This window comes from Parabacteroides goldsteinii DSM 19448 = WAL 12034, from assembly GCF_000969835.1.
In the GTDB taxonomy this organism is placed as follows: domain Bacteria; phylum Bacteroidota; class Bacteroidia; order Bacteroidales; family Tannerellaceae; genus Parabacteroides; species Parabacteroides goldsteinii.
In genome coordinates this window covers 98,401-116,855 of sequence record NZ_KQ033912.1, presented here as the reverse complement: position 1 = coordinate 116,855, position 18,455 = coordinate 98,401, and the positions used below count along the sequence as shown (strand labels likewise).

Genomic DNA, 18,455 nt, shown 5'->3' with positions numbered 1-18,455 from the left:
AGTTATGTTAACTCAAATAATAAACGGACAGATCCTGACGCCGCAAGGTTGGTTAAAAGACGGTTCTGTTCTGATCAGTGATGGTAAAATACTGGAAGTAACAAATAGTGACCTGGCTGTGATAGGGGCTACGGTGGTAGATGCCAAAGGAATGTATATTATTCCTGGTTTCGTTGCTATGAATATACACGGTGGCGGTGGATATGATTTTAAGGAATGTACAGAAGAAGCTTTCCACGGGGCAGTGAACGCACACATGAAATATGGGGCGACTTGTATTTTTCCGACATTGGCCCCGCTTCCCATGACTGAAATCAGGAAAGGGGTTGCCTTATGTGAAAGTGCGATGGCAGAGAAAAACAGTCCTGTGTTGGGATTACAGTTGGAAGGACCCTATCTGAATCCGAAGATGGCAGGCAGTTTACTGACAGACGCTTTGAAAGATCCTGATCCGGACGAATATAAATCGTTACTGGAAAGTACGAATTGTATTAAACGTTGGGATGCAAGTCCGGAATTACCGGGGGCATTGGATTTTGCCCGTTATGTCCGTTCGAAAGGTCTTTTGGCAGCCGTTTCTCATACGGAGGCAGAATTTGAAGATATTAAAGCTGCTTATGAAGCCGGTTTTACGCATGCGGCTCATTTCTATAATGCTATGCCCGGATTCCATAAGCGTCGTGAATATAAATATGAAGGAACGGTAGAGAGTGTGTTCCTGGAAGATGATATGACAGTGGAGGTGATTGCCGATGGCCGTCACTTGCCTTCAACAATCCTGCGTCTGGTTTACAAGCTGAAGGGTGTGGAACGTACTTGTCTGACAACGGATGCATTGGCTTATGCCGCCAATGAAGGAAAGCCCGTTGATGATCCCCGGATTATCATAGAAGATGGCGTTTGTAAACTGGCAGACCATTCTTCATTGGTAGGTAGTATCGCTACAATGGATGTATTGGTTCGTACGATGGCCCAAAATGCCGGAGTCCCTTTGGCAGACGCTGTTCGCATGGCTTCTGAAACGCCGGCTCGCCTGATGGGAGTAGACGATCGTAAGGGTTCTCTGCAACGTGGTAAAGATGCCGATATCGTTATTCTGGACCGTAAGTTGAATGTCCGTTCTGTCTGGTCGATGGGACATTTGGTGGAAGGAACGAATACATTGGCTTAGTACCAACTTATAGGTAAATAGATATTTTTGATAGCTTTCCTTAATCATTAATTGACGGAGAATTGTTATATTTGTAGTTCAAGTAAAAAAGTTCTACTAAATCGTAATTAAACATGAAGACGAACCTTAGTTCTCAGATTACCCTGACGCGTATACCGCTCAGGTATTACCGTCCGGAAAACGCTTACGAGCAATCAGTTTTAACTCGTATGGAGAAGATTCCGACAAACATCTACGAATCAGCTGAAGAAGGATCTTTCGTGATCGCGAAAGAATTGGCCTCACAAATACGTAAAAAACAGGCAGCCGGAGAGCCTTTCGTTCTCGCTTTGTCAGGTGGACGTTCCCCTCAGAGTGTATTTAAGGAATTGGTCCGTATGCATAAGGAAGAACAATTGAGTTTCCGCAACGTAATTGTATTTAATGTATACGAGTTCTATCCGCTGAGCGCATCAACAAACAGTAATCTGGCTTATTTGAAGGAGTCATTCCTCGACCAGGTGGATATTGATCCGAAGAATATCTATTCACCCGACGGTTCTATGCCGAAAGACGATATCTTCGAATTTTGCAGACAATATGAACAGCAAATCCAGAATTTCGGCGGAATCGACTACATCCTGTTGGGAGTAGGGCATGCTAGTAATATCGGCTTTAACGGTCCGGGATCATCTGCCAATGTCGGAACCCGTCTGGTTTTGTTGGATAACGATGCACGCAAAGAAGCTGCCCGTACATTCAAATCGATTGAAAATGTTCCGGCAAGTGTAATCACAATGGGTATTTCAACCATTCTGAGAGCCAAGAATGTGATTCTGATGGCCTGGGGTGAAGATAAATCACGTATCATCGCCAATACGGTTGAAGGCAAGGTCAGTGAAACAGTTCCTTCTACTTATTTGCAGACTCATATGAATGCAAAGGTGGTGATCGATCTGTCTGCCGCTTACGAACTGACAAGAATCAGCCATCCCTGGTTGGTTACCAACTGTGATTGGGATAATAAACTGATCCGTCGTGCTATCGTTTGGCTGTGCCAGTTGACCGGCAAACCGATCCTGAAACTGACAAACAAGGATTACAGCGAACACGGACTGGGCGAACTCTTAGCGTTGTATGGTTCCGCTTATAACGTAAATATCAAGATTTTCAATGATATTCAGCATACAATCACCGGATGGCCGGGTGGTAAGCCGAACGCAGACGATTCCAATCGTCCGGAACGCGCTACTCCGTATCCGAAGAAAGTGATCGTATTCAGTCCGCACCCGGATGACGACGTGATCTCTATGGGGGGTACTTTGCGCCGTTTGTGCGACCAGCACCATGATGTGCATGTGGCTTATGAAACTTCCGGCAATATTGCCGTAGGGGATGATGAAGTAATCCGTTACTGCGAGTATCTGCGTGATGTTTGCGACAAATATTCTCCGAATGACAGTACTGTTAAAGACAAAGCGGAAGAGATTATCAAATACCTGCGTTTCGAAAAGGTAGAAAACGGGGAACCGGAAAAGAAAGATGTCCTGTTCATGAAAGGTACTATCCGTCGTGAAGAAGCCCGTCACGGTTGCCGTTACTCAGGTGTGAAGGATGAAAACGTTCACTTCCTGGATCTTCCGTTCTATGAAACAGGTCTTGTCAAGAAGAATGATCTGGGTGAAGCCGATGTCGCTATCGTAAAGAAACTGTTGCAGGATATCAAACCGGACCAGATGTTCGTGGCTGGTGACCTGGCTGACCCGCACGGAACACATAAGGTTTGTCTGGATGCCGTACTGGCTGCCATTGATGAACTGAAAGACGAAGAATGGCTGAAACATTGCCGTGTTTGGATGTATCGCGGAGCATGGGCAGAATGGGAAATGGACCACATCGAAATGGCAGTTCCTATCAGTCCGGAAGAATTGCGCTTCAAACGTAATGCTATCCTGAAACACCAGTCGCAGGCAGAAAGCGCACCGTTCCTGGGTGACGACGAACGTCTGTTCTGGCAGCGTGCCGAAGACCGTAACCGTGCTACAGCCGAACTGTATAAGGAGCTGGGTCTGGCTTCTTATGAAGCAATCGAAGCATTCGTTCAGTATATGATCCCGTTTGATAAATAAGACTTAATTGTTTCTATAAAAAAAGAGCGCTTACCATCAGGTAAGCGCTCTTCATGTTTAATGTTGATGCTAAATTAATAGGTCGTTCCCTGGAAAATGTTTGACTGGGCATATGAAACTAATGTTCCTGTCATTGTCAGGTCTCTTCCTGAGAAGTTCGGGTCTACGGTAACTGTTGCTTTGTTGCTTCCGTTCATTAATACCAGGTTTACAGTGGCAGAGATGAAAACACCCTGGACACTCATTGACAGGTAAACGTTACCGTTTTTGTCCTGTTTGGTTTGGATGTTGGATGCGCTTCCCTGTACGGTAACACCACCTAATCCGTTAGGACCTGGGTACGGAGAGTTGGATGCGATCTGTACCATTGCCTGGCCATCATTCAAAGAGACGAAGTTTGTGTTTGAGTTTACATAGTAAACCTGTCCGTTCATTGGTTGTACGGAGTTGGCTTCCAATACAAAAGACTGGTTGGTGATAGCTTGCATGGCAGTGTTGAATTCCTGTTCGTCCATGATAGCATCCTTCGCTTCTCTTGCTTCTTTCTTAGCTTCTCTTTCTAACTTTTTCTCTGCTTTTTCTACGGCTTTACTCTGAGCCTGTACATGTGTCATTCCCCCCATTACAAGAGTGAAAACGACGATAAAAGATACAATTCTTTTCATACGATTTAGTTTAAAACGTTTTCAAAATGTAGTAAAAGAACAAGCATGAGTAAAAAAGGTTCCTAACAAATAGATGATTGTAGATACTATAACATTTTATCATGCTAATTTGGTTAATCCTCATTTTTATTATAGAATCTTTTATATAATAGATAGTTGCGGGGTAACCAGACTAGGTATTCAGCGAATTATCCTGTACATTTGCGGGTAATATCAGATGATTAAAACGAGAAGATATGAAGATTGATGTATGTTTTTCGCCGGCCCTGTATCCGGTATATCATAACCAGGAAGCGATTGTCGTAGTAGTGGATGTGTTCCGGGCAACGACAACGATGGCGGCTGCTTTCAAGAATGGCGTTCGCAGTATCCGTCCGGTAGCGACGGTTGAGGAAGCTCAGGAATATAAGGCAAAAGGCTGGCTGGTCGGTGCCGAACGTAATGTGAAACGATGTGATTTTGCCGACTTCGGAAATTCACCGTTCGACTATACGCCGGAGAAAGTAGCCGGCAAGGATGTGATCTTTACGACGACCAATGGCACCCGGGCTATCACCATAGCAAAGTCTGCTTATCGTGTTATTACAGGGGCCTTTGTTAATTTACAGGCGGTTGCGGACTATTGTCTGTTTCATGGACGCGATGTCGTTGTTTTATGTTCCGGCTGGCAGGACAAGGTGAATATAGAAGATACTTTGTTCGGCGGGGCTTTGGTAGAGGTACTTGCCAAAACCGGTAAATACCGACCGGCTACGGATGCCGCAGTCATTGCCCGCGACATGTGGACGAATAATAAAAGGAACCTGATCGCTTATCTCGCTCCGACCGACCATATGGCTCGCCTGAAAGCTAATCATCTGGAAGATGCCGTGCCTTTTTGCCTGACACCGGACAGTGTCGTCGTTGTACCGGAGTTGGTGATAGAAGGGGAGACTTTGGTATTGAAGAAGGTGATGACGATTTGATAATAAAGCAAAGATAACATAGAAATGGCTATAACAAATAAAATACGTTTCGGGGTAGTAGGAACGAACTTTATAACAGATTGGGTGATTGCCGGGGCACGGCAGGACGAACGTTTTGAACTGGTTGCCGTCTATTCACGGACACAGGAGACGGCAGATGCATTTGCTGCCAGGCATCAGATTCCCTATACATTTACTTCTTTGGAGGAGATGGCCCAAAGTCCGTTGATAGATGCGGTGTATATTGCTTCTCCTAATTTCTTGCATGCTCCGCAGAGTATTCTTTGCATGAAGCATGGCAAGCATGTGTTATGTGAGAAGCCGTTTGCTTCGAATGCACGGGAGGCGGGGGAGATGATCGAGGCTTCCCGGAAATACAATGTGACGCTGATGGAGGCGATGAAACCGACGCTGACTCCGAACTTCTGTGCCGTACGTGAGAATCTGCACCGGCTGGGGACGATACGGCGTTATTTCTCCTGCTATTGCCAGTATTCGTCGCGATATGACAAGTTTAAGGAAGGGATTGTGCTGAATGCTTTCAAGCCGGAACTCTCGAACGGGGCAATGATGGATATCGGTATCTATACGCTTTATCCGATGGTAGTCTTGTTCGGGCGGCCGGAGAAGGTGGAGGCGACAGGTGTCGTGCTTTCTTCGGGGGCGGACGGACAAGGGGCTGTGAACTTTCAGTATAAAGGAATGAATGCGACTATCCTTTATTCGAAGATAGCTAACTCGTCATTGCCGACAGAGATACAAGGGGAAGAAGGAAACATCATTCTGGACCGGGTGAATATTATCAGCAAGGTGACTTATCTGCCCCGGATTGCCGCAGCAGCGGGCAAGAGTGCCATTCCCGAGCCGCAGGATATCAGCGCAGTGACGGACAAGGACGAATATTACTATGAGGTGGCCGAATTTATAGACCTGGTTCTTGCCGGTAAACGCGAGTCAGCTATTAACAGCCATGATAATTCATTGATAACATTGGAGATTATTGACGAGATACGCCGGCAGTTGGGGGTTGTTTATCCGGCTGACAGGTGATTTGGTTTTTATCAGGTTTGAGCTATCTTTTATAGCAACTGGTTGTAACTGGCTCCCCTCTGGAGAGGGGGAAGGGGGTGTGTTAAAGCCAGTTACAACCAGTCACTAAACAGATAGTTCAATTATTCTATAATTGAACCTATCCTTTTAAATCTCTCTGATAAAATACTTCGCCAGGAATTCCCAATTCCCATGAATGATATCTTTTCCGCGTTCGGGGCTGAGCAGGCTCTTGGTTTGGGCATCGGCGAGCATGCCGCGTTCTTCGAGGGCTTTCAGCAGGTCTTTGCTGCAATGTTTGACGATGAAGAAAGATAATCCCTGGTCGGAAGCCTTTTTCTCGTCATAGAACGGGTTTTGTTCGTCTTTGATGAATTCGATGCCGTCTACCAGTAATTGAAGGCCTTCACGGGGAGAAGCATATACGGCAAACTTGTTGAATTCGATGCAGTCGGCCAGCGGAGTATATTCGCTTTCCTCCAGTTTCAGTTGCTGGGTGGCGAAGTCGATAAAATCCTGCTTGCTCTTCATATAGAATAATAACTTGCCGTCCGCGATTTCTGTGAATTTATCGTAGACAGCCTTGTTGCTTTCTTCCCGTTCCTTGATGGCAGGGTCGACAAAGGATTCTGCTTTTTCCGCTTTATCGGCGAAGGCGGCATAGTCCGGATGCGTTTCCGGCATGATGAGCGAGAGCCATTTCGGTGACGTGTAGGCCAGGAGTGGCGTCCGGCTGATATGAGCCAGCGAGTCGTAGATAACCATGACAGCCTGTGTGTTCTGCCGATCGTTCGGGTTCTGGCGCCAGTATTCTTTTACCGTTTCGCTCAGGTCGACGTTAGAGTCGGTCAGCAGGTAAGAGTTGTAGTGGAACCAGTGGAGTAGTTCGGCCTGTTTCTCCGGGTCCTCGTAAGAAGTTTCCGGGGCGAAAAGAGCCTGCATCTTTGTGTTTTCGGGAGCGGTAGTCCATTCCTTGCAAAACAGTTGGTAGATGAGGCGGGCCGTCTCTTCGTTGGCTGGGTTGTCGGGGTTGACGAAAGTGCCTTTCTTGGCGCCGTGGTACTGCTGGGTATAGTGCCAGAGTAGGAAACGGACGTCTTCGTAGTTTGCCTCGTCGTCGTAATAATGGTCGCTGACGGTATAGAAAGGGAGATAGTTGCCCGTCTGTTTCTTATATTCCGTGATGAATGCACGCCATATGTTCAGGCCGGATATCACGTCCTCGAAATAAGCCGCCATACGCATACTGATCTGGATGACATCTTCCTTTTCGAACGAGTTCGCCAGGTCGGTCTGTTCCATCATTTCATGTATCTGATTGGCAATACGGGTATAATAAAGGTCGGTCGGACCTGATTGTTTATAGGGATGCAGTTGCAGCCAGTCTTTTGGGAAAATCTTAGTGTTCTTCATCTTATAATCGTCATTTACGCTTTTGATTAATAAAGATGCAAATGTACGAAAAATAAGTATACATGGACATACCGGATTTATGGTGTATATTATGCGTAAGACAGTTAAAAGATATTTTAAGGGGGATAAGAGTTGAGGAAAGGAGTTTTCTTGTATCTTTGTTTTCATAATTAAAAGAAGAAAGGAGAGTACTATGTCCCGGACTGAAAAGAGTAAGTTGGATTTTACTGTTGCTTTGATAGCCGAGTTTGCATCTGCTTATAAGTTGAAGCAGAAACAGGCGTTCAACTATTTGAACCGTTTTAAAGGGATACAGTTCCTTCATAAGCATTACGAAGTATTGCATACGCAATCGTTTGAAGATGTAATCGAAAGTCTGGTGATGGTATGTCGTAATAACGGAGGGCAGTTGGCATGAAACTTTATCATGGTTCAAATATGGAGATTGATTGTCCTGACTTGTCCCGATCGAAACCCTTCAAAGACTTTGGACAAGGTTTTTATTTGTCTCCCGGGTACGAACAGGCACTAGCTTTGGCTAAGCAGAAAACAGAGCAATTACTAACAGGTGTTCCCTTCGTGACGACTTTTGAGTTTGATGAGGAGGCCTTGAATACTTTAGAGTTGACGGTGAAGTTTTTTGATGATTATTGTCAGGAATGGGCGGAGTTTGTTTTTGTAAATCGTGACCGTGACCGTGTGCATCCTGCTCATTCATATGATATCGTTATTGGGCCGATAGCAGATGACGGTGTTACTTACCAGTTACGTCGGTTTCGTATGGGGGTTATTCCTATGGATAAGTTGATTGAGGAACTGAAGTATGCTAAAGGTTTGACTATACAATATTATTTTGGCACCGAGCGTGCTCTTTCTTATCTGAAGAAATTATGAAACTGACAGCCGGACAAATAGAATTTATGATTGAGGAGTTGAGTAGCGAAATTATACAGATGCTCATGGAAGAGTGGGGTTGTGATATGACGCAGGCTATGGATATATATTATAACTCTGATACTTTTGATCGATTGAGTAATCCTGCTACCGGCTTGTACTATCAGAGTGCAGGGTATGTATACGACTTCCTTAAAAAAGAGATAACTACAGGGCGGATAGCCTAAAGCTACGTTTTCCCTATGTTATGTAAAAGCCCCCATCCCTGCTATCATGTTAGGGTGGGGGCTTTCTGGTGTTGAAGATGAAGGTGTCAAACGGTTATCTCCCTATGATCACCTTCCGTGTCATGCCATCGTCCAGCCGGACGATATAGACTCCGGTGGCCAGGGCATCGACGCGGGTCGTGCCGGCGGGGAGGGAGAGGCTACGGATCAGCTGGCCGGTAAGGGCGATTACCTGCGCACGTGCCGGGCGGTCGGTGGTGATGAAGAGGCTGCCGTCGCGGGTAAAGATGCGGGTGCCGGACTGGATTTCGGCGTTGGCAACGGGAGGCGGGTTCTTCGCGATGCCGCTGATCGAGATGACGAGGTCGCTATGGACGTATTTCACGATGTAGGCTCCGTCGCTGGTACGCGGGGTGATGGTCTCGCCACGGCTGGTTGTCACGACGGGGACAGACTGGTTGTAGTCCGCATCGAGTGTGAGGTAGAAGCGGAAGTTATCCGACGACTCGACATCGTAACTGCCGGCTACCGGGTCGGTCGCGGCTCCTTCCACCGACGGGAGGGTGACGGTGTAGTAGGTTGGCTCGGGGGCGGGATCGGGTATCGAATTGACCGTAGCCGTGGCGGGCAGGGTGAGCAGGGTAGTGGAGACACTGCCCTTTTCGACCGTGATCCGGCAACGGTATGTACCCGATATGCTTGTCGTAAAGTCCGGACTGCCCGCAACGGCGGCACGGGTGTACGGGTTGCTGACGTTCGTCCAGTTTCCGTTCCCCTGCTTTTGCCATTGATAGGATACGTCTGCGCCTTCGGCAACGGCAGGTTTCGCGGTCAGTGTCACCCGGCCTATGGCTGTTTCGTCGGACGGCATGGCTCCGGAGCCGGTGAGGTCGAGGGAAGCAGCACCGGTTACCACTGTCACGCTACCGGTGTTGTCGATGAAGGTGCCGCTGTTGTCTACGGAGGCGACTGTGATGGTCGTTCTTTCATCGGCATTCAGTGTAAGAGTGCCTGCGTTGGTGATGGTGCCCAGGTCATTGCTTGTGCCGGTCAGGGTGATAACGGAGGTTGTGCCGTCGGCTATTACCGTTTTCTGCGTTTTCACATTCTCAAGGGTGGCATTGCCTTGTAGGGTGACTTGGGTGGCCGTGGTCGTGCCGTCGCCTGTCAGAGTGCCGTCGGCGGGTACTGTATCTTTTCCGTCAGTTTGTCCTTGTGCTTGTCCTGATTTTATATACGTTGCCCATGTTTTCCAGTTCTCGCTGGCTTGTTTTCCGGTGTAGCCTGTTGCGTTTGCCGGAACAAGGATGCCGGTCAGGTTGGGGCAATTGGCGAAGATGCCCTCTTCGATAGTCGGAGCCGTTGCCCCTTCGAAGGTGACGGTTGTCAGAGCACTGCTCATATTGAAGGCCGCATACCCGATGGATGTTACCGAGCTTGGGATCACAATGGAGGTGAGTGCGCTCCGCATGAAGGTCGTTTCCCCGATGGTTTCTACCGATTCCGGGATTACAAGGGAGGTGAGAGCACTGGATTCGAAGGCGCCTTCCCCGATGGTTTTTACCGTGCCCGGGATTTCAAGGGAGGTGAGAGCAGTGCTGTAGAAGCTATAGGAGTCGATTGTTTCCACCCCGCCGGGGATCGTATAGCTGCCGGTCGCAGATGGGGCAAAGGCAAACAATGTTTTGTCCTCGTTAGTCAGCAGGGCTTTGCCCTCAGTGTCCGTTTTGAAGTCGTTGCTGCCTTCGGCTACTGTAAATTTGCTGATGCCCGACCCTGAAAAGGCAAATACTCCGATCGTGGTAACTGAAGCCGGTATTTCGATCGTGGTCAGACTTTCGGTGTTTCGAAAGGCAGCCCCTCCGATACCGGTTATCCCGGTTGCTGTAATAGTTACCCGGGTTAAGTTGGAACAGCTCGCAAAAGCATTCATTATGATCTCCGTGACATCACCGGTGATCTTGACGCTCTTTACGTCTTTGCCGTTGCTGCCCCGTCCGTTTTGCGCCCAGTTCGTCATTCCGATCTGACTGCTGATGGTCAGTTCGCCGCTTTCCGACAATGTATAGCCTTCTTTCAGGTCTGGCTTGGCGAACTTGTTGCTGCTCTTGTCCCAGGTATAGAGCCCTTCGGTGAGGCCGGTGGTGGAGGGGTCGGCATTTTCTTCAACTACGGGAACTTCTCCGTTCTCTTTTAAGTCATTTCCCTGGTCGACGATCTTGCCGCTCATGCCGGTGACTTTGGCGTTTTGAAACAGGTAGATGTTACCTCCCTTGTCCTCTCCGGTGCCTTCCAATGTGCCGCCATTGAGAACGATGGACGCGCCTATCGAGATAAGAATCCCTCGGTTATCGCCTGTCCCATTTCCAACCTTGACTGTGCCGCCGTTGTTGATGGTCAGGGTATACCCTATATTGATCCCGATTCTAGTGAATTTCTTGATGTTGATAGTACCGCCGTTATCGACGGTCAGGTTGGAGCTTTGTAGTGGGGAGTCCTGGTCTGCTGCATCCACGTTGATGGTTGCGCCGTTGCCAACGGTCAGGTTAGTTGGGCCGAAGACCCCCGAGGTTATATCGACGGTGATGTTCTTCAATGTAAGGGTACCGTTTGTGATGGTAGACATCTTGGTGGTTTCCCCACATACCAACTTGCTGTTTTCACCTCCCTGGATGGTCAGACTGATATTGTCGTTGTATGATAAGCCGATCCCGCCTTCGCCGGTGCATGTGAGGGTTTTGTCTTTGGCGATGGAGAGGGTATGGGTGGCACCTGCGGTTACAAATTCCGTCAGGGTGATGTCGTCCGTCATGTTGATGGTGGAAGCGGTTGTACTTTCCAGTGCGTTTTTCAGTTCGGCGGCGGTGGTAACGCTTATCGTCGGAGGATCGCCCGATTCTCCCTCCTGTGCCCATGTCCCTACGGACGTTAGCATCATGATGCTAAGAAGCAGCAAGCCCCGGAGGAGACTTGCTGCTTTAGTCTTGTTGGTAAAAAATCTGTTCATGTTATATATGTATTAATGGGTTATTAGTCTGTTTTTGCAAGTTCTTTTTTCAAGGCACGCTTGAACGAGGCTTCAAGGGGTGCTTGAACGAGGCTTCAACGGTGCCTTGAAGCCTGCTTCAAGGATCGCTTGAAAGGGGCTTCAAGGCAGGCTTGAATTATTCGATCTCCGGACGGTCGCCGCCACCGCTTTCTTTCGGTCCGACACGCAGGGTGACGGGGAAAGTGCAGGAACGCGGTGTTTTCACCGTACGGTTGGTCGAACCCGCCTGGGTTGTGATACTCATCGTATACGTTCCGTTGCTGAGCGCGGGTACCACGCAGATGATCTTCGACGGGTCGTTTTGAACGAAGAGGGACACTTTCTTTGCTTCGCCGCCTGCGGTGGGGGTGAAGAAAAGTCCTACGGAAGCGTCTTCACCGATCACGCGCATGTTCTTGCCTTCGATGGTGATGGGGGCGCCGGGAGTGATCTCGTCGTTTTCGCTGAGTGTTGTCGAGTCGGTAACTTTATTAATTACCGGGCCGAGCGATGCCAGACCGCGATTTTCAACTTTGATTTTCTTCAATAAAGCAGCAAGTGTCTTACCTATCGTATAGGTTACACCCAGTGAGTGGATTTGGGGATTGAAAGCGGCCGAGGGGCCGTCGAACGAACCGCGCGTGTTGACCAGGTACTGGCCGACGCCGTCGTTTACACTTATCCCTTGGGCAATGGCTTCGGCTTTCGCCTGGTCGGCCATGTCGAGGATGTAGAGGATTGTTTCTTCGCGGACTTCCAGCCCGCCCTTCATGATCCGTTTGGCGATCTGGGGGTTGCCAACCGAACCGGTCACTATCGGTTTCGCGGTGTAGTCGCCCTCCTTCTCCGTCAGGATGTTGTCGTACGTTTCGATACGAAGGATGATTTGTTCTTCTTTGTTTTCTGCCATGTTGTTCTGTTTTAGAATTAGACAATGGGCAAATGAAGAAAAGAATGGAGGAAAGGACCGGACAAATACCGAAAAATTATGGACAAATACCGAAATTATGCTTTGTTTGCATGTTCTTTCCGGTATTTGTGGGGTGTCATGCCGAACACTTCGGAGAAGTTGCGGTTGAAACTGCGTACAGACGAGAAACCGGAGGCGAGCGCAATCTCTTCGATCGAGCGCGCGTCGGGAATGAGCAGGCAGGTATGGGCATAGTCGATGCGGTAATGGACGATGTAGTCCTGGAAACTCATACCGGTATAGTATTTCAAGGCGCGGGTCAGGTAATGCTCGTTGGTGTAGAGGGCTTGTACAAATTCTTTGCGGTTGAAATCGGGATTGGTGAAAAGCAGGTCTTCGCGCATCATCTTTTCCGCCCGGTTGTACAGGTCCTTGTCCTGTGCCTGTGCGAGTTCGTTGACCAATGTGTCGAGACCCGCTTTTTCCTCTTTCTCTTCCGGCAAAACGGCGTTCGTCTTGAAAAGCTCCTCCCGCATGAAGTCGTAGGTGAAATGGTAATTCACGTAATAGGCGCCGACCATCAGATAAAAGACGGTAAAGATACAGACGACTGTCAGTTCATACGTAACAGAAAAGCAGAAACAAAGCGTGAGGGCGAGTACCCCGATCCCCAGTGCATAGAGGAATACACGGGTTACCCAACGCAGTTCCAGTCGTTCGGGTATCTTCTGAAGGTGGCTGAGGCTCTTATCGTAGATGGCTCGTTCGCGGAAGAATATATGGGTGTAAATGCCCATTTGCACCAGATAGACCAGAGCGAAAACCGTACGGATCATCAGTACCGGATTACCTGTCTGTGCAGCCCATTCGCTGAACGTATAAACAGCCGGATCTTCGAAGAAACAGCGTGCTGCCAGATAGAAAACCGTCAGGAGGATGGCCGGTGAGGCATGCAGCAGAATATTCTTCCGTGTGACATATTCTTCCCGGAACAACAGGATCAACAGAAAGGTGAACAGCAACGATTGTGAAGCCCCGATCACGATGACGGGGAAAGACAGCAGTCCGAGATCGGTCTGTGTGCTATCTCCCACCAGCAAGGTGAGCAGATGCCCGCTTCCGACGATGGCGGAAGCAAAAGCGAGGATACGGCAGGCGTTACGGTATTTCCGGTTTCTGACGTTTCGGAGCGGCTTAAGGAACAGTAGTCCGGCTGTTACGAGGAGGCAGACTACTGTGTTCAGTGAATAGGTTATTATAAATAAGTTTTCTTCCGTCATTCGGTATCTAAGGTGTAAGGATTGTTTGTGATCGCAAAGTAAACTAAAAAAGCGGACATGGTTGTCCTGTTCGCTTAGAAAAACAAGCGTTGTGTACAATCTTTAGCCATCTTCCCCTCCGGTTAGGACAGGCGGAGCGCATGTATGTACTTTTTCTGTCAACGAATTGTAATAACTGTTATCATATTGTCATCTCTTTTAAATTTGGCTGAAACATTGCGCCTCTACTTTTGCGGCAAATAAATGTAACAACAAGTAAAGGAATGAGAAATAAGCGTGAAAAGAGAGGACTGTTGATGTTGGTTCTCCTACTGTTTGGAAGTTTTCTTGCGCTGACGGCCCGGGCACAAACGGGTGTTATCTGCGGAACCGTGACAGATGCTAAATTCAAGGAACCACTGATCGGTGCCACTGTCTCTATCGAAGGAACGACAATCGGAGCTATAACGGATATAGACGGAAATTTCCGTATCGAAAAGGTACAACCGGGAAAATATACACTGGTCGCTTCTTATGTATCTTATAAAACGCAAACCATAAAAGATGTGGTTGTGATAGCTCATCAGGAAGCAGTCGTGCGTATCGAACTATCGGACGCCGACCTCCAACTGCAAAACGTTGTGGTTGTGGCCCAACGAAAACTGGGGACAGAAACAGCCGTATTGAATACCGTCCGCAAAAGCCTTCCCGTAGTGAGCGGAATATCCGCCCAGCAGATCAGCAAGACGCAGGACAGCGATGCTGCCGAGGTGCTTCGCCGTATACCCGGTATTACGATCGTGGACGACCGCTTCATTGTTGTTCGTGGCCTGGCACAACGTTATAATAATGTGTGGCTGAACAATGCCACGACACCGTCGAGCGAGACGGATAGCCGGGCTTTCTCTTTTGACGTGCTGCCTTCTTCGCTGATCGACAATATGATGGTTTATAAAAGTCCGTCGGCAGAGGTGCCTGCCGATTTTTCAGGAGGCTTCGTGCAGGTGATGACGAAGAATATCCCGGAGGGGAATACCTTTGCTGTTTCTTATCAAATGGGTTTCAATACGAATGCGACCTTCCGCGACTTCCGGCTGACAGAAGGCAGCTGGAAAGATTATCTCGGATTCGGAGCCGGTGCCCGAAGCCTGCCTGCTTTTTTTCCTGCCCATCTGGGAGATCATTCGACGGAAGAGGCGGCCGCTTTCACCCGGCAGATCAACCAGCGCTGGGGGATCAATACATTCAAGGCTATTCCCGACCAGAAGATTTCGCTTACCTCTCACCGCTCGTTCGACATCGGCGACTGGAAGATCGGAAATATCACCAATGTGAACTGGAGTACGGAATATGACTATTCGGAAACGGTGAACAACAACTATATCACCTATGATGTGGCGAACGACGTCTCCCGTCCCCGTTTCGAATACAATGATATTCGCTACCGGAATACGTCCAAGCTGGGTGCCCTCTTCAACTGGTCGTTCATGAAGGGCGGCAATAAGTACGAATTTCGTAACTTCTTCAGCCAGCGCGGTGTTTCCGCCCTGACGCAACGGGAGGGGACCAACTACTATTCCGATAAGGATATCCGCAAATGGGAATCGCTTTATACCGGACGTACAACCTATTCCGGCCAGTTGAGCGGTACGCATACCTTGCGGGAGAATATCGACAAGGTGGATTGGACGGCCGGCTATGCCTTCGCCTCTTACCGGGAGCCCGACCGCAAGATCGTGAACTCTATCCTGGATGAGAATAAGACGGAGCAGCCGAACTATTATGTGTCCGATCCGATGCGTTACTATCAGGACCTGAAAGATCACAGTGCCTCGCTGGCGGCAAACTACGAGCATAAGTTCGCCGTGTCTGATATGTTTGCCCCCGTGTTCAACGGTGGTATCTACGGAGAATATAAAGACCGTACGTTCGATGCCCGCCGCTTCGGTTACAACCTGTTGGGCACGGGCTATGACCGTTATGCCGATTGGGATTATACCGGGATATTCTCGGACGATAACATCTCTGCCGACCGTATCTGGATGCGTGAGGTAACGAAGAATAACGATTCTTACACTTCGAACTGTAAATTGGGTGCCGCCTACGTTTCGGCAAAGCTGAACTATGGCGAGAAGCTGAATGCCGTGGTCGGGGTTCGCATGGAATATTACAACCTGGTGATGGACGGCTATTCTTCCGACGGTACCGAGCCGGTACATCTGGATAACGATGCGACCGATTTCTTCCCTTCGGTCAATGTCTCTTATAATCTGACGGAGAAACATTTGATACGTGCCGCTTACGGGCGGTCCGTCAACCGGCCGGAGTTCCGGGAGGTAGTGCCTTACGTTTACTTCAATCTGGAGCGCGATGCCAATATCGTAGGTAACGTCGACCTGAAGAACGCCTATGCCGACAATCTGGATTTACGGTATGAGTTTTATCCGGCCACCGGCGAGATGATTACGCTGGGCGGTTTCTACAAACGTTTCAAAGACCCGATCGAAGAGACATACAACGAAGCCGGTTCGGGCCTGCAATATACCTATCATAATGCGAAGAACGCCGAAGCTTTCGGTGTGGAACTGGATATCCGTAAAAACCTCGACTTTATCGGGTTAAGAGGACTGAGCCTGGTTTGTAATGCCGCTTATATCTATAGCCGGGTGCGTTTCGAGGATGGCGCTCCTGAGCGTGACCGTCCGCTGGCCGGACAATCTCCTTACCTGGTGAACGCCGGATTGTTCTATCAGCATGACGACAAGGGAATCTCTGCCTCACTGCTTTACAACCGGATCGGGAAGCGTATCGAGTCGGTCGGTGTCCCGATGCAGAACGAAAGTGAAGATATCCCCGATATATACGAGATGCCCCGCAACTCGCTGGACCTGACATTCTCGAAGAAGATCGGCAAGTTCGTGGAGATCAAGGCGGGTGTACAGGACCTGCTTAATTCGAAAGTGGAATACAAACAATTCGTGAAGCTGACGGATGAAAACGGGGGGAAGCGCGAACGTGAACAGCTGATCCGCAGCTATCGTCCGGGAGTGGATATCAATGTGGGTGTCTCCTTAAAGTTCTAATGATTAATTGACTATAATTCTTATTACAAACAAAATGTTTTTATTATGAACAGATTTCTATTAAAAGGTTTGGCCTCTGTGTTTGCACTGGCCGTGATGTTTGGAACTGTATCTTGTAGTGATGATGACGAAAAAGAGGGTACTATAGCCGTTTCTGCAATTGCTGTAAATCCTACGACAGCGGCAGTTAAACCGGGTGCGACAGTCACATTGTCTGCCACTGTCACTCCGGAGGATGCGACAGATAAAACAATTACATGGAGCTCTTCCGATGAAAAGGTGGCTACCGTGGATGGCGGTAAGGTGACCGGTGTAGCTGAAGGTACCGCGACTATTACTGCAACGACGAAGAGTGGAGATAAGACGGCAACTTGCACCGTAACCGTATCTGAAGATGCTCCGGCAGTGATAGAAGATACGCTGGAAGGTAATATTACTGCCGATCGTACCATTTCTGCTGCCAACAAAAACTTCCTGAAAGGTTTCGTTTATGTAAAGAGCGGTGCTACGTTGACTATCGAGGCAGGTTCCGTTATCAAAGGTATTTCCGTTGCTTCGGGTGAGAGAGCGGCTTCCCTGATTATCGAGCCGGGTGCCAAGATCATCGCTGAAGGTACTGTAGACAAACCGATCGTCTTTACTTCCGACAAGGAACCGGGCAAACGTGTAACCGGTGACTGGGGCGGTTTGATTATCTGTGGTAATGCCCGCGTAAACCGGACCAACCAGCCGACTATTGAAGGAGGCCCCGGCACACACTATGGCAATACGACTTCTGATGAATTTAACGGCGAAAGTTCCGGTAAGCTGAAATATGTACGTATCGAATTTGCCGGTTATCCATTGGAGCCGGATAAGGAAATCAACGGTTTGACATTCGGTGGCGTAGGTAGCGGTACGGAAGTGGAATTTGTTCAGGTATCTTATTCGAATGACGACTCTTACGAATGGTTCGGTGGTACGGTGAATGCGAAACACCTGATTGCTTATAAAGGTTGGGATGATGATTTCGATACTGACTACGGCTATACGGGTAAACTACAGTTCCTGTTGAGCGTACGTGACAAGGATATTGCCGATACGTCCGACTCCAACGGTTTTGAGTCTGATAATGACGGTGACGGTTCTACCAATACACCGTTTACCAAGCCGGTATTCTCCAACGTAACCCTGATCGGCCCGTTCTATGGTAAGGTTTCTGATAGGACACAGGCAGAAGTGGAAGCCAAGACTGCCGATGCAGCCAACGGAGCCAAGGGCGGAAAATACCAGGCTGCCATGCACCTGCGTCGTAATTCAAGCTTGAATATATATAACTCAGTCTTTACGGGATGGCCTTATGGTCTGCGTGCAACAGACAAGAAAGGGCAGGCTAACGATGGTATCGCTATCGAAAATGTGATCTTCGCCGGTATGTGGAAGAACTTCTACGAAGACGAAAAGGTGAGCGAAAACTTCTTCAACCGTGCCGGCAATAATACGGTTCTGGAAAATACCCGGCAGATCATTGCGAAAGACGGTGACTATTCTTCTGTCGTAGCGGATGCTGTGAAAGGTGCTGACTTTTCTAAATTGGCCGATAGCTTCTTCGAAAAGGTAACTTACAAAGGTGCTTTCGACGGAACAAACGACTGGACGGAAGGTTGGACAAACTGGGATCCGCAGAATACTGTGTATTGATT

14 protein-coding genes are annotated in these 18,455 nt (G+C 48.6%); 9 read left to right on the top strand and 5 right to left on the bottom strand.

Annotation, left to right across the window (positions count from 1 at the left end):
* The first annotated feature begins 4 nt into the window (after positions 1-4).
* Positions 5-1,171, top strand: a complete 1,167-nt coding sequence (nagA, locus tag HMPREF1535_RS00515) for an N-acetylglucosamine-6-phosphate deacetylase (protein WP_046144987.1) — start codon at positions 5-7, stop codon at positions 1,169-1,171.
* A 113-nt stretch (positions 1,172-1,284) separates the two neighbouring features.
* A complete protein-coding gene (locus HMPREF1535_RS00510; RefSeq protein ID WP_007658847.1) occupies positions 1,285-3,279 on the top strand; it encodes a glucosamine-6-phosphate deaminase in 1,995 nt (664 codons plus the stop codon).
* Positions 3,280-3,353: 74 nt separating this feature from the next.
* Here the strand turns inward: HMPREF1535_RS00510 and HMPREF1535_RS00505 are convergent, their stop codons facing one another.
* On the bottom strand, positions 3,354-3,944 hold the full coding sequence (locus tag HMPREF1535_RS00505) for a DUF4251 domain-containing protein (RefSeq protein ID WP_007658846.1): 591 nt from the start codon (positions 3,942-3,944) through the stop codon (positions 3,354-3,356).
* Between the two features lie 236 nt (positions 3,945-4,180).
* On the opposite strand from HMPREF1535_RS00505, the gene HMPREF1535_RS00500 reads away from it, so the two are divergent.
* Both HMPREF1535_RS00500 and HMPREF1535_RS00495 read left to right on the top strand, forming a co-directional pair.
* Entirely contained in the window at positions 4,181-4,909 is a 729-nt protein-coding gene (locus HMPREF1535_RS00500) for a 2-phosphosulfolactate phosphatase (RefSeq protein WP_046144986.1), read from the top strand.
* A gap of 24 nt (positions 4,910-4,933) precedes the next feature.
* Positions 4,934-5,959: a Gfo/Idh/MocA family protein gene (locus HMPREF1535_RS00495; RefSeq protein ID WP_046144985.1), complete on the top strand. Its 1,026-nt coding sequence runs from the start codon at positions 4,934-4,936 to the stop codon at positions 5,957-5,959.
* Positions 5,960-6,106: 147 nt separating this feature from the next.
* Here the strand turns inward: HMPREF1535_RS00495 and HMPREF1535_RS00490 are convergent, their stop codons facing one another.
* Positions 6,107-7,372 (bottom strand): DUF3843 family protein, encoded by a 1,266-nt coding sequence (locus HMPREF1535_RS00490; RefSeq protein WP_046144984.1) that lies wholly within the window; start codon positions 7,370-7,372, stop codon positions 6,107-6,109.
* Between the two features lie 193 nt (positions 7,373-7,565).
* Between HMPREF1535_RS00490 and HMPREF1535_RS00485 the strand changes: the two genes are divergently transcribed.
* The 3 genes from HMPREF1535_RS00485 to HMPREF1535_RS00475 are packed head-to-tail and all read left to right on the top strand — an operon-like array spanning position 7,566 to position 8,493.
* Positions 7,566-7,790, top strand: a complete 225-nt coding sequence (locus HMPREF1535_RS00485; RefSeq protein ID WP_007658838.1) for a DUF3791 domain-containing protein — start codon at positions 7,566-7,568, stop codon at positions 7,788-7,790.
* The gene (locus HMPREF1535_RS00480; protein WP_007658836.1) at positions 7,787-8,266 is read left to right on the top strand and encodes a DUF3990 domain-containing protein; all 480 of its coding nucleotides are present in this window, start codon (positions 7,787-7,789) and stop codon (positions 8,264-8,266) included. The genes HMPREF1535_RS00485 and HMPREF1535_RS00480 overlap by 4 nt, the downstream gene beginning before the upstream one ends.
* A complete protein-coding gene (locus HMPREF1535_RS00475; RefSeq protein WP_007658834.1) occupies positions 8,263-8,493 on the top strand; it encodes a hypothetical protein in 231 nt (76 codons plus the stop codon). The genes HMPREF1535_RS00480 and HMPREF1535_RS00475 overlap by 4 nt, the downstream gene beginning before the upstream one ends.
* Positions 8,494-8,587: 94 nt before the next feature.
* Here HMPREF1535_RS00475 and HMPREF1535_RS00470 read toward each other — a convergent pair whose 3' ends face one another.
* The 3 genes from HMPREF1535_RS00470 to HMPREF1535_RS00460 all read right to left on the bottom strand — a co-directional run bounded on the left by HMPREF1535_RS00470 (position 8,588) and on the right by HMPREF1535_RS00460 (position 13,711).
* Positions 8,588-11,500: a leucine-rich repeat domain-containing protein gene (locus HMPREF1535_RS00470; protein ID WP_046144983.1), complete on the bottom strand. Its 2,913-nt coding sequence runs from the start codon at positions 11,498-11,500 to the stop codon at positions 8,588-8,590.
* Between the two features lie 157 nt (positions 11,501-11,657).
* Complete coding sequence (locus tag HMPREF1535_RS00465) at positions 11,658-12,431, bottom strand: DUF4469 domain-containing protein (RefSeq protein ID WP_010802468.1); 774 nt, start codon at positions 12,429-12,431, stop codon at positions 11,658-11,660.
* A gap of 95 nt (positions 12,432-12,526) precedes the next feature.
* Positions 12,527-13,711, bottom strand: coding sequence for a helix-turn-helix domain-containing protein (locus HMPREF1535_RS00460; RefSeq protein ID WP_046144982.1), 1,185 nt, complete (start codon positions 13,709-13,711; stop codon positions 12,527-12,529).
* 263 nt (positions 13,712-13,974) lie between these two features.
* Between HMPREF1535_RS00460 and HMPREF1535_RS00455 the strand changes: the two genes are divergently transcribed.
* The gene (locus HMPREF1535_RS00455) at positions 13,975-16,773 is read left to right on the top strand and encodes a TonB-dependent receptor (RefSeq protein WP_046144981.1); all 2,799 of its coding nucleotides are present in this window, start codon (positions 13,975-13,977) and stop codon (positions 16,771-16,773) included.
* Between the two features lie 45 nt (positions 16,774-16,818).
* On the top strand, positions 16,819-18,453 hold the full coding sequence (locus HMPREF1535_RS00450) for an Ig-like domain-containing protein (RefSeq protein ID WP_046144980.1): 1,635 nt from the start codon (positions 16,819-16,821) through the stop codon (positions 18,451-18,453).
* Positions 18,454-18,455: the final 2 nt, after the last annotated feature.

What these genes read in the sequence shown, in the direction of transcription:
- nagA (WP_046144987.1), top strand. Translation starts at nt 5, where the DNA reads ATGTTAACTCAAATAATAAACGGACAGATCCTGACGCCGCAAGGTTGG.
- HMPREF1535_RS00510 (WP_007658847.1), top strand. Translation starts at nt 1,285, where the DNA reads ATGAAGACGAACCTTAGTTCTCAGATTACCCTGACGCGTATACCGCTC.
- HMPREF1535_RS00505 (WP_007658846.1), bottom strand. Translation starts at nt 3,944, where the DNA reads ATGAAAAGAATTGTATCTTTTATCGTCGTTTTCACTCTTGTAATGGGG.
- HMPREF1535_RS00500 (WP_046144986.1), top strand. Translation starts at nt 4,181, where the DNA reads ATGAAGATTGATGTATGTTTTTCGCCGGCCCTGTATCCGGTATATCAT.
- HMPREF1535_RS00495 (WP_046144985.1), top strand. Translation starts at nt 4,934, where the DNA reads ATGGCTATAACAAATAAAATACGTTTCGGGGTAGTAGGAACGAACTTT.
- HMPREF1535_RS00490 (WP_046144984.1), bottom strand. Translation starts at nt 7,372, where the DNA reads ATGAAGAACACTAAGATTTTCCCAAAAGACTGGCTGCAACTGCATCCC.
- HMPREF1535_RS00485 (WP_007658838.1), top strand. Translation starts at nt 7,566, where the DNA reads ATGTCCCGGACTGAAAAGAGTAAGTTGGATTTTACTGTTGCTTTGATA.
- HMPREF1535_RS00480 (WP_007658836.1), top strand. Translation starts at nt 7,787, where the DNA reads ATGAAACTTTATCATGGTTCAAATATGGAGATTGATTGTCCTGACTTG.
- HMPREF1535_RS00475 (WP_007658834.1), top strand. Translation starts at nt 8,263, where the DNA reads ATGAAACTGACAGCCGGACAAATAGAATTTATGATTGAGGAGTTGAGT.
- HMPREF1535_RS00470 (WP_046144983.1), bottom strand. Translation starts at nt 11,500, where the DNA reads ATGAACAGATTTTTTACCAACAAGACTAAAGCAGCAAGTCTCCTCCGG.
- HMPREF1535_RS00465 (WP_010802468.1), bottom strand. Translation starts at nt 12,431, where the DNA reads ATGGCAGAAAACAAAGAAGAACAAATCATCCTTCGTATCGAAACGTAC.
- HMPREF1535_RS00460 (WP_046144982.1), bottom strand. Translation starts at nt 13,711, where the DNA reads ATGACGGAAGAAAACTTATTTATAATAACCTATTCACTGAACACAGTA.
- HMPREF1535_RS00455 (WP_046144981.1), top strand. Translation starts at nt 13,975, where the DNA reads ATGAGAAATAAGCGTGAAAAGAGAGGACTGTTGATGTTGGTTCTCCTA.
- HMPREF1535_RS00450 (WP_046144980.1), top strand. Translation starts at nt 16,819, where the DNA reads ATGAACAGATTTCTATTAAAAGGTTTGGCCTCTGTGTTTGCACTGGCC.